Source organism: Miniimonas arenae (assembly GCF_006351005.1).
Lineage (GTDB): Bacteria > Actinomycetota > Actinomycetes > Actinomycetales > Beutenbergiaceae > Miniimonas > Miniimonas arenae.
Genome location: NZ_VENP01000077.1, coordinates 1 through 10,980 on the forward strand (window position 1 = coordinate 1; position 10,980 = coordinate 10,980).

Below are 10,980 nucleotides of genomic sequence, written 5' to 3' on the forward strand. Positions count from 1 at the left end.
CCCAGCGATCTGTCGCGGGCTGAAGCGCGAACCCAGCGATCTGTGCCGGGTGGAAGCCACGAACCGGCACGAATCGCTGGCACCGCCCTCGCGAGCGGCACGAAACGCTGGCACCGCCCTCGCGAGCGGTACGAAACGCTGGCATCGCAACCAGGTCGGGCGCCCACCCGCCGCACCCGGCCGCTGCGGTCAGGCGTTCCCGTCGAACAGGCTCGTCACCGAGCCCTCGTCGAACACCTCGCGGATCGCGCGCGCCAGCAGCGGCGCGATCGACAGCACCGTCAGTCCGGGGAAGCGCTTCTCGTGCGGGATCGGCAGCGTGTCGGTCACCACGACCTCGAGCGCGCCGCACTCCGCGAGCCGGCGGGGCGCGGGCTCGGACAGCACGCCGTGCGTCGCGACGATCGTGACGGACTTCGCACCGTTCTCGCGCAGCACCCGCACGCCCTCGGCGATCGTGCCGCCGGTGTCGATGAGGTCGTCGACCAGCACCGCGTCGCGCCCGGCGACGTCGCCGACCACGCGGTTGGCCACGGCCTGGTTGGGCCGCGTGATGTCGCGCGTCTTGTGCACGAACGCCAGGGGGCACCCGCCGAGCTTGGCCGCCCACAGCTCCGCAACCCGGATCCGGCCGGCGTCCGGGGAGACCACCACCACGTTGCCCAGGTCCACCCGGGTGCGGACGTAGTCCACGAGCGTCGGCATCGCGAACAGGTGGTCCACCGGCCCGTCGAAGAAGCCCTGGGTCTGCGCGGCGTGCAGGTCCACCGACATGAGGCGGTGCGCGCCGGCGGTGCGGAACAGGTCGGCCATGAGGCGCGCGGAGATCGGCTCGCGGCCGCGGTGCTTCTTGTCCTGGCGCGCGTACGGGTAGAACGGCATGACGGCCGTGATCTGCTTGACGGAGGCGCGCTTGAGCGCGTCGACCATGAGCAGGTGCTCCATGACCCACTGGTTCACCGGAGCGGTGTGGCTCTGCAGCACGAACGCGTCCGCGCCGCGCACGCTCTCCGCGAACCGCACGTAGATCTCGCCCGACGCGAAGTCGTACGCGGTCGTCGGCACGAGGTCGACGCCGAGCTCCTGCGCCACGCGCTCGGCGAGGTCGGGGTGCGCTCGACCCGAGATGAGGACGAGCCTGCGCTCCCCGAACGTGGTGATGCCGCTCATGCCTGGTCTCCTCCAGTGCCTTCGACGCCGTCGGCGTCCTCGCCCCTGCCCGCCCCGGCCGCGGCCTCGGCGGCCGCAGCCCAGCGCGTCCCGGGGAGTCGCCGCGCGACCCACCCCGGCACCGACTTCTGCTGCGCACGCTCGACGGCGAGCGCACCCGGCTGCACGTCTCGCGTGATCGTGGAGCCGGCCGCGACGAACGCGCCGTCCGCGACGTCGAGCGGCGCGACCAGCACGCTGTTGCTGCCGACGAACGCGTGCGCCCCGACCCGCGTGCGGTTCTTCGAGACGCCGTCGTAGTTCGCGACGATGACGCCGGCGCCCAGGTTCGAGCCGGCGCCCACCTCGGCGTCGCCCACGTAGGACAGGTGCGGCACCTTCGCGCCCTCACCGACGGTCGAGTTCTTGACCTCGACGAAACCGCCGACGTGCGCGCCCGCCGCGAGGTCGGCGCCCGGTCGGAGGTAGGTGAACGGACCGACGTGCGCGCCGGCCCCGATCCGAGCGGCGAACGTGTGGCTGCGCACGACCTCCGCTCCCTCCCCGACCTCGGTGTCGGTGAGCGTGGTGTCGGGACCGACCGTGGCACGCGCCGCGATCCGGGTCGCCCCGTGCAGCTGCACGCCGGGCAGCAGCGTGACGTCCTGCGCCAGCTCGACGGTCACATCCACCCAGGTGGTGGCCGGGTCGACGACCGTGACGCCGGCGCGCATCGCGTCCTCGAGCACCCGGCGGTTGAGCTCGGCGCCGAGCGAAGCGAGCTGGACGCGGTCGTTGACGCCCTCGACGAGCCACGGGTCGTCGGTCTCGAGCGCGCGCACCGGGCCGTGCGTGCGCGCGAGCGCGACGACGTCGGTGAGGTAGACCTCGCCCTGGGCGTTGCTCGTCGCGGCGAAGTCGGGATCCTGCAGGTGCTCGAGGCCGTGGCGCAGCACGGCGGCGTCGAACGCGTAGACGGACGTGTTGATCTCGTCGATCGCCCGTTCGCCCGGGCTCGCGTCGCGGTCCTCGACGATGCGCTCGACGTGCCCCTCGCCGTCGCGCACGATCCGGCCGTACCCGGCCGGGTCGGCGACCCGGGTGGTGAGCACGGTGACGGCGTTGCCGTCCGCGACGTGCGCCGCGAGCAGCTCCCCCAGCGTGCCGGAGTCCAGGAGCGGGACGTCGCCGGCGAGGACGAGGACAGGGCCGTCGACGCGGCTGGCGTCGTCCAGCGCCGTGAGCGCGCACCAGGCGGCGCGGCCGGTGCCCTTGATCTCGTCCTGGTCCGCGACGACGACGCCGGGGTCCAGCTCAAGGGCGTGCGCTGCGACGCGGTCACGGTCGTGCCGGACGACGACGGCGAGGCGCTCGGGAGCGAGGTCGCGCGCCGTGGCGAGCACGTGGCCCAGCAGGGTGCGTCCGCCGATGGCGTGCAGAACCTTGGGGGTGGTGGACCGCATCCGGGTGCCTTCGCCGGCGGCGAGGACGACGACGGCGGCGGGACGTGCGGTGGTCACGGCAACGGTCTCCCGGGGGACTGGCACGAGCGGGCCTGCTCACTCTAGTGCGCCGACGGCGTCCGCCCGAACGGCGTGTGAACGCTTCGCGCCGGCTGTGCGTCGGCCGTGGGCGGGCGTCCGCCACCTGTGCGACCCGCGCGACCCGCGCGCGGAGCCGACGCCGACCGACGGCGCACCCGCTCCGCCCCCAGGACTCGAACCCGGACCTCCCGGCACCAAAGGCCGGCGTGCTGCCGTTACACCAGGGCGGACCGCCGGGACGTCGCAGGCGTCGGACGGGTGGACCGCGTCGACGTCCCCGGGCCCTGGCGATTCTGCCAGGGCATGATGGGGGCGTGAGCACGCCCCCCGATCCCGCACCGCTCCGCGTCCGCCCCCGCCGCGCGGCGCGACCGCGCATGACGGCGCGCGAACGCCGGGAACAGCTGCTCGACGTCGGGCGCGCGCTGTTCGCCGAGCGGGGCTTCGAGGCGACGAGCGTCGAGGAGATCGCAGCCCGCGCGAACGTCTCCAAGCCCGTGGTGTACGAGCACTTCGGCGGCAAGGAGGGCATGTACGCCGTGATCGTCGACCGCGAGGTCGAGCGGCTGCTGTCCATGCTCACCACGGCGCTCGCGCCTAACCGTCACCCCAAGATCATCGTGGAGCGCGCCGCGCTCGCGCTCCTGGACTACATCGAGTCCAGCACCGACGGGTTCCGCATCCTCGTGCGCGACTCCCCCGTGGCCCAGGCCTCCGGCACGTTCTCCTCGCTGATCGGCGACGTCGCGACGCAGGTGGAGCACCTGCTCGCCGACCAGTTCGAGCGTCGCGACCTGGACCCGGCGACGGCCCCGATCTACGCGCAGATGCTCGTCGGGATGATCGCGCTCACCGGGCAGTGGTGGCTCGAGGCGCGCTCGCCCGACAAGCGCGTCGTGGCCGCGCACCTGGTCAACCTCGCCTGGAACGGGCTCGGCTCGCTCCAGGGGTCGCCCGCGATTCGCAACCCGCGCTGAGCGCGGGGCGACCTGGCGTACGACGGCGAGGCTCGCCGTCGGGCGCGCGGGTCCGGGCTCGCAGGGCGTGCGCCCGCGGAGGCCGACCTGCGCGTCGCCGTCACCCGACCATTCCCCAAGGGTCGAAAATCTCGACGTCGAGAGATTAGGCTGCCCTCATGAGCCCGACGTCGAACGACCTCGCGGACGAGGTCGACGCGATCACGGCGGCGTGGCACGCGCAGCTGCCCACGCTCGACGTCGAGCCGATGCACGTGTTCTCCCGGCTGCACCGCCTCGCGCACCACATCGAGTCGATGCGCGCGGCCACGTTCGCCCAGCACGACCTCACGATGTGGCAGTTCGACGTGCTCGCGGCGCTGCGCCGGGCCGGCGAACCCTACGAGCTCACGCCCGGCCGGCTCGTGGCGCAGACGCACGTCTCCTCCGGCACGATGACCAACCGCATCGACCGGCTCGCCGAGCGCGGTCTGGTGGATCGTCGGGGGTCGAACGACGACCGCCGCATCGTGCTCGTGCGGCTCACCCCCGCGGGTCGGGCCGCCGTGGACGCCGCGGTCTCCGACCTCGTCACCCGCGAGCGCGCCGTGCTCGCGGCGCTGGACGGGCCGGGCGAGGACGGCGTGCCGCACGCGGGCGAGCTCGCCGAGGCGCTGCGCGCGCTGCTGCACCGGTACGAGACGCAGACGGGCGTCGCGCGTTCGGGCCGGGCGCCCGTGCCGCGGACCGTCGCCGCGCCGTAGCTCCCACCGCAGGACAACCCGTCGTTCCCTACCCGTCCCCTGATCGCAACGGAGCCCTCATGGACCACCTCGTGCTCGCCGTCGGCGACTCCCGCCCCCGCATCTCGCCTCTCGCGTGGATCGCGCCGGGCGCCGTGGTGGCCGGCGCGGTGACGATCGGCGCGTCCTCGAGCGTCTTCTACAACGCGGTGCTTCGGGGCGACATCGCGAGCATCACGATCGGCGAGCGGACGAACCTCCAGGACGGCGTCGTGGTGCACGTCGACCAGGCCTTCCCGACCGTGGTCGGGCACGGCGTCTCGGTGGGCCACGCGGCGGTCCTGCACGGCTGCACGATCGGGGACGGCTGCCTCGTCGGGATGAGCGCGACCGTGATGTCGGGCGCCGTGATCGGCCCCGGCACGATGGTCGCGGCGGGTGCGCTCGTGACGCCAGGCAAGTCGTTCCCCTCGCACGTGCTGGTGGCCGGTGCGCCCGCGCGGGTGGTCCGCGACCTCACCCCCGACGAGCGCGCGTACCTGCAGCACAACGCCTCGCAGTACGTCGAGATCGCGGCCGCGCACCGAGCGGCGCTCGACGACTGACGCCGGCGCCCGCGCGCTCGACGGGCGGGCTCGACGGCGGTAGCCGCGCTCGGCGCCTGAGCCCAGCGCTCGACGGAGCGCGCCGGCCCCCAACACCCCGGCGCGCTCCGTCGTCCGACGGGGGTCGCTCGCACTCGCGACCCGCGTCAGCCCTCCCGCGCGCTCACGCGAGCGACCGCACGAACGTGCCCTCCGGGTCCCACCGCCGAGCGACGGCGTCGAGGCGGGCGCGCTGCTCGCCGTCGTACGCCGCCGCGAGACCGTCGACCGGGTCGACGAAGCTCGGCAGCGGACGCCCGCCCCGCCAGGGCGCGAGCGCGACGGCGAGCCGCTCGTTCGCCTCCCGCGCCGCCTCCTGCGCGGCGGGCGTGGGCGCGACGGCGAGCGCGTTGACCACGTAACCGTCGGCCACCGCCGTGGCGAGCCCGTCCCGCAGCACCGGCCCCCCGCCGGTGTGCCGGAGCTGGACCGCCAGGTGCGGACCCGGCTGGGTGACGGCCGCGGTGAAGGCGGCGACGGCGTCGTCGGGCAGGTCCGCGAGCGTGAAGCCGCGCTGCACCGTGGGCGTCGGCGCGACCGGCTCCTCGCAGATCGCGGGGATGCCGCTCGCGGTGCGGACGCCGACCGTGTCGTGCACCACAGGGCCGGCCGCGCGCACACCGGCGAGCGCGCGCTCGAGGGCATCCAGGCCCGCCGTCGAGACGGCGTCCACGGCGACGAAGGCTCTCCCCCGCAGCGGCTCGGGCAGCTCCGGCAGCGGCGGGAACCGCAGCGCGCTGCACCACAGGGTGATCTCTGGCGGCGCCGTGCGCGTCGCGGCGGCGTAGGCGGCCAGGACGGCGGACGCGGCCTCGATCGGGAGCATGAGGCGGCCGCCCGCGAGGTTCGGCGCCTCGATGAGGTCGAGCAGCACCTCGGTGACCGCGGCGAACCCGCCCCCTCCCCCACGCAGGGCCGCCATGGCCTCGGGATCCACGCCGTCGTCGATCCACCGGATCGAGCCGTCGGCGGCGACGACCTCCGCGGCGCGCAGCGAGCCCGCCGCGGCGCCGACCCGCCGGGAGAACCACGAGTAGCCGCCCTGAAGCAGCAGACCGACCACCGAGACCGACGGGCTCGAGCCGACCGGGCCGGTGAGGCCGGTGCCGTCGAGCGCCGCCTGCAGAACGCCCCAGGAGACGCCGGCGCCGACGCGCGCGGTGCGCGCCGCCCGGTCGACCTCGATCCGCTGCAGCCCGTCGGTGCTCACCCGCAGCGTGCTCGCGAGAGTGGCGCTCGCGCCGTGGCCGGGCCCGGTCACAGCCACCTTCACCCCGCGGGCGACGGCGAGCCGCACCCCCGCGACGACGTCACCCGCGTTCGCGGCGACCAGGACGGCGTTGGGACGCTCGGCGACGGCGACGTTCCACGGCGCGCTCGCGGCCGCCCAACCCGGCTCGCCGGGGAGCACGAGCGAGCCGGCGAGGCCCGCGCGCAGGGTGGCGATGTCGCCGGGGTCGGGGCGGCGGGGTGGTGCCGGCGGCTCCGGCGAGGCGGGCAGCGCTGTCTGCGCCGTGGGAAGGACGGACGAGCTCATGCGTGGCTCCAGAGGTGACATCGGGTTGACTGAACCGATAAAGTATTCACAGTACCGTTGGTGTAGTCAATAGCGGGAGCCAAGCCCGCGGTCGCACCCCCGCCTAGGCTTGATCCCTGTGGCTCACCTCCTCGGCGCGGACGACCTCCGCCTCGCCTACCCCAACCGCGTGGTGCTCGACGGCGTCTCGCTCGGCTTCAACGACGGCGACCGGGTCGGGGTGGTCGGCCGCAACGGCGACGGCAAGTCCTCGCTGCTGCGGCTGCTGGCCGGACGCACGACGCCGGACTCCGGTCGCGTCACGACGCGCCGCGGCGTCCGGGTGGGGATGCTCGACCAGACGGACTCGCTCGACGAGGCCGCGACCGTGGGCCACGCGATCGTCGGCGACGCCGCCGACCACGAGTGGGCCGCCGATCCCCGGATCCGGTCCGTCATCACCGGGCTCGTCGCCGACGTGCCGTGGGACGCGACGGTCGGCTCGCTGTCCGGCGGGCAGCGCCGGCGCACCGCGCTCGCGGCGCTGCTCACGTCCGACGTCGACGTCCTGCTGCTCGACGAGCCCACGAACCATCTCGACGTCGAGGGCGTGACCTGGCTCGCGGAGCACCTCAAGGAGAGGTACGCCGCAGGGGAGGGTGCGTTCGCCGTCGTGACTCACGACCGGTGGTTCCTCGACGAGGTGACGACCACGACGTGGGAGGTGCACGACGGCGTGGTCGAGCCCTTCGAGGGCGGGTACGCCGCGTACGTGCTGGCGCGGGTGGAGCGCGACCGGCAGGCCTCGGCCGTCGCGGCGCGGCGGGCGAACCTCATGCGCAAGGAGCTCGCGTGGCTGAGGCGCGGGGCGCCCGCGCGGACGTCGAAGCCGAAGTTCCGGATCGATGCGGCGAACGCGCTGATCGCCGACGTGCCGCCGGTGCGCGACACCGTGGCGCTCACCCGCACGGCGACGGCCCGGCTGGGCCGCGACGTCGTCGAGCTCGTGGACGCCTCGGTGAGCTACGACGGCGAGCACGACGTGCTGCACGACGTGAGCTGGATCCTCGGGCCGGGCGACCGGGTGGGCATCCTGGGCCAGAACGGCGCCGGGAAGTCGACGCTGCTGGGGCTCGTGACCGGCGCGCTGGAGCCGACGTCGGGGCGGGTCAAGCGCGGCAAGACCGTGCGAGCGGCGTGGCTGTCGCAGGACCTCGCCGAGCTGACGCCGCACGTCGGGTCGCGGGTGGCCGACGTCATCGCGCCGCTGCGCGCGGCGTTCACGTCCGTCGGCGGGGACGAGCTGACCCCGGGGCAGGTGCTCGAGCGGCTCGGGTTCACCTCGGCGCACCTCGCGACCCCGGTGCGGGACCTGTCGGGTGGGCAGAAGCGGCGGCTGCAGCTCGCGCTCGTGCTGCTCGGCGAGCCGAACGTGCTCGTGCTGGACGAGCCGACGAACGACATGGACACCGACATGCTCGCCGCGATCGAGGACCTGCTGGACGGCTGGCCGGGCACGCTGCTCGTGGTCTCGCACGACCGGTACCTGCTCGAGCGCGTGACCGACGACCAGTACGCGGTGCTGCCCAGGGCAGACGGCGGGGGCAGCGCGACCCTTCGGCACCTGCCCGGCGGGGTCGAGGAGTACCTCACCCTCCGCGCCGCTTCGCGAGAGGAAGTCCGTCCTTTCTCGAGACGTTCTTCCGGACAGTCCGTCACCACGATCATCTCGGGAAAGGACGAAGATCGCCTCGCGAACGGGGGTGCGCAGCGGCACGCCACCCGCAAGGAGCTCGCGTCGCTCGAGCGGCGGCTGGAGAAGCGCCAGGCCGAGGCCCTCGCGCTGCACGAGCAGATGGCGACCCACGACGTCGCCGACTACGCCGGCCTCGCCGCGCTCACCGAACGGCTGCGCGGGATCGAGGCCGACGTCGCCGACCTCGAGGAGCAGTGGCTGGAGCTGGCCGAGGACGCCTGAGGAAACTCGCCCTGTACGCCGACTGTGCCGCGGTGGGAGCATGGCGCGTCTGATCGGCTCACCCGTGGGGGGTGGTGGCCATGCGGGCATCAGGGGAGATGCGACGCAAGGCAGCCCGGATCCTGGCCAGTGTCGCCGCGGCCGCGATGGTGTTCACCGCGGCCACCGCGGTCCCGGCAGGCGCGGCACCGCCCGGCACGCCGACGCTCGTGCGACCCGCCGACGGCACGACCGCGGCGGAGGTCGATCCCGTGCTCGCGGTCACCCCGACGGACCCCGACGGCGGCAACGTCACCGTCCGGTTCGAGGGGCGGCGCCGCGGAGCGACCGTACCGGGCACCTCGACGGCCGACCCCTTCACGTTCGTCGTCATCCCGGACACGCAGAACTACACCTACCTCGCCCGCGACTGGTCATCGACGCGCAGGCTCAGTGGATCGTCGACTCCCGCTCGCAGCTGAACACCCAGTTCGTGTCCCACCTCGGTGACCTCGTCAGCGATTACTGGAAGCAGTTCGGCCCCGACCCCGTGGACCGCGGCAACATGGACAACTACGCCCTGTTCACCGCGGGCGGCGTGGACTGGCTCGTGCTCTCGCTCGAGTTCGAGGCCCCGACCTACGCGCTGGACTGGGCCGACCGCGTGCTGGCCGCCTACCCGAACCGCACGGTGATCCTCGCGACCCACTCCTTCCTCAACCTGGCGAACTCGCGCAACACCAACCCCGAGCGGCCCGGTGGCACGGCGCCGGCGGTGATGTGGGACCAGTTCGTGCGCACGCACTGCCAGATCCGGCTCGTCGTGAGCGGTCATGTGCACGACAACGACCTGGGCGAGGCCCGCCGCACCGACAAGAACGCGTGCGGCAACGACGTGCACCAGCTCACGACCGACTACCAGGACCGCGCGAACGGCGGCAACGGGTGGCTGCGGTACTACCGCTTCGACCCCGCTGCCGCGACCCTCACGGCGACGACCTACTCCCCCACCCTCGGCCAGTACGAGACGGACGACTCCTCCTCCTTCACCCTTCCGTTCGACCTCGTCGGCCAGGTTCCCGCGCCGTTCCAGACCATCGCGACGGTCACCGTGCCGTCCGGACAGACGGCCTCGACGACCTGGGCCGGTCTGGCGCGTGACACGGAGTACGAGTGGCGCGCCGTGGTCTCGGACGGCACCTCGACCACCGAGTCGCCCACCTGGCGCCTGCGCACCCCCTACGACCCCGTCGTGGTCCGCGACGAGTTCAACCGGACCCAGACCAGCGGCTGGGGCAGCACCGACACCGGCCAGGCCTGGGTGCTGAACAACCTCAACCGGCTGAGCGTCAACGGCTCGGCCGGCGTCCTGGTGGTCGACGTCGGGCGCCGGTACGAGGGGATGCTCGACACGTCTGCGGGTGACGTCTCGGTGCTCACGTCGATCGCGACGACGGCGACGGCGACCGGGTCCGGAACGTACGTGTCCGCCGTCCAGCGCAAGTCGTCGACGCAGCTCTACACCGCGAAGGTGCAGTACTCGAGCACGGGCGCCCCCAGGTTGACCCTCGTGCGGCAGGTCGGCAGCACCGAGACGACGCTCGCGTCGCTGCGTCTGGGCACGACGCCGGCGGCCAACCAGATGCTCCACCTGCGGTTCGAGGCCGAGGGGACCTCGCCCGTGCGGCTGCGTGCCCGCACGTGGACCGGCGCCACCGAGCCGACCGCCTGGACGCTCACCGCATCCGACGCGACGGTCGGCTTCCAGACCCCGACGGTCGGGGTCGGCATCTCCGCGTACGTCTCCTCCACCGCGACCGCCGCCGCCACCGTGCTGGTGGACCGGCTCGAGGTCAGCCGCCTCGCGCCGCCGCCGAACCGCGCGCCGTCCGCAGGCCTCACCTCGTCGGTCACCGGGCTCACGGTGACGGCCGACGCCCGCACGTCGACCGACCCCGACGGCGACGCCCTCACCTACGCGTGGGCGTTCGGCGACGGCGCCACGGCCACCGGCGCGACGACGTCGCACACGTACGCGGCCGCCGGCACGTACCCGATGGTGCTCACGGTCACGGACTCCCGAGGAGCCACCAACCAGGTCTCCGTCCCCGTCACGGTCGCGCCGGCCCCCAACGCGGTCACCCCGCGGCCCACCGAGGACGTCGAGCGCGACCGGACGGCTCGTGCACAGGACCGCCAGCGGTCGCTCGAGGCGCGCGCGCAGCGCAGAGCCGACGAGGCCCGCGACGTCGCGCTGCGGGCCGAGCAGGCGTTCGAGACACTCCCGCCCGGCGGCGAGCCCATCAAGGTGGGGCACCACTCCGAGCACCGGCACCGGCGTGCGCTCGAGCGAGCCGACGAGGCGACCCGGCGGAGCATCGAGGCGGACCGCGAGGCAGAGCATGCAGCCCAGCGTGCCGCGACCGCACGCAGCTCGCAGGCGGCGCGGTACAGCCCCCTCACCGTCGCCA

The 10,980-nt window shown here is 74.0% G+C and carries 9 protein-coding genes and 1 tRNA gene; 6 read left to right on the plus strand and 4 right to left on the minus strand.

All coding sequences use genetic code 11. The features are described 5' to 3' along the window. Positions 1-189: 189 nt before the first annotated feature. The 3 genes from FH969_RS13895 to FH969_RS13905 form a co-directional block, all read right to left on the minus strand. Positions 190-1,170, minus strand: coding sequence for a ribose-phosphate diphosphokinase (locus tag FH969_RS13895; RefSeq protein ID WP_139987747.1), 981 nt, complete (start codon positions 1,168-1,170; stop codon positions 190-192). Beyond that, positions 1,167-2,669 carry a bifunctional UDP-N-acetylglucosamine diphosphorylase/glucosamine-1-phosphate N-acetyltransferase GlmU gene (glmU, locus tag FH969_RS13900; RefSeq protein ID WP_139987749.1) on the minus strand — a complete coding sequence of 501 codons (1,503 nt, stop codon included), beginning with the start codon at positions 2,667-2,669 and terminating at the stop codon, positions 1,167-1,169. The genes FH969_RS13895 and glmU overlap by 4 nt, the downstream gene beginning before the upstream one ends. 182 nt (positions 2,670-2,851) lie before the next feature. Continuing rightward, a tRNA-Gln gene (locus tag FH969_RS13905) sits at positions 2,852-2,923 on the minus strand. 147 nt (positions 2,924-3,070) lie between these two features. On the opposite strand from FH969_RS13905, the gene FH969_RS13910 reads away from it, so the two are divergent. The 3 genes from FH969_RS13910 (at position 3,071) to FH969_RS13920 (ending at position 4,997) form a co-directional block, all read left to right on the plus strand. Next, entirely contained in the window at positions 3,071-3,670 is a 600-nt protein-coding gene (locus FH969_RS13910) for a TetR/AcrR family transcriptional regulator (protein ID WP_108718079.1), read from the plus strand. Positions 3,671-3,828: 158 nt separating this feature from the next. After that, positions 3,829-4,413 carry a MarR family winged helix-turn-helix transcriptional regulator gene (locus FH969_RS13915; RefSeq protein WP_139987751.1) on the plus strand — a complete coding sequence of 195 codons (585 nt, stop codon included), beginning with the start codon at positions 3,829-3,831 and terminating at the stop codon, positions 4,411-4,413. Between the two features lie 59 nt (positions 4,414-4,472). Further along, positions 4,473-4,997, plus strand: a complete 525-nt coding sequence (locus FH969_RS13920) for a gamma carbonic anhydrase family protein (protein ID WP_139987753.1) — start codon at positions 4,473-4,475, stop codon at positions 4,995-4,997. A gap of 163 nt (positions 4,998-5,160) precedes the next feature. On the opposite strand, the gene FH969_RS13925 is transcribed toward FH969_RS13920, so the two are convergent. Then, positions 5,161-6,573, minus strand: coding sequence for an FAD-binding oxidoreductase (locus tag FH969_RS13925; protein WP_180359815.1), 1,413 nt, complete (start codon positions 6,571-6,573; stop codon positions 5,161-5,163). A gap of 118 nt (positions 6,574-6,691) precedes the next feature. On the opposite strand from FH969_RS13925, the gene FH969_RS13930 reads away from it, so the two are divergent. The 3 genes from FH969_RS13930 to FH969_RS15340 all read left to right on the plus strand — a co-directional run. Then, positions 6,692-8,530, plus strand: a complete 1,839-nt coding sequence (locus tag FH969_RS13930; protein WP_139987757.1) for an ABC-F family ATP-binding cassette domain-containing protein — start codon at positions 6,692-6,694, stop codon at positions 8,528-8,530. A 98-nt stretch (positions 8,531-8,628) separates the two neighbouring features. Beyond that, the gene (locus FH969_RS15880) at positions 8,629-8,991 is read left to right on the plus strand and encodes a hypothetical protein (protein ID WP_180359816.1); all 363 of its coding nucleotides are present in this window, start codon (positions 8,629-8,631) and stop codon (positions 8,989-8,991) included. An 11-nt stretch (positions 8,992-9,002) separates the two neighbouring features. Beyond that, the coding region (locus tag FH969_RS15340; protein WP_180359817.1) for a PKD domain-containing protein at positions 9,003-10,980 on the plus strand (1,978 nt) is incomplete at its 3' end.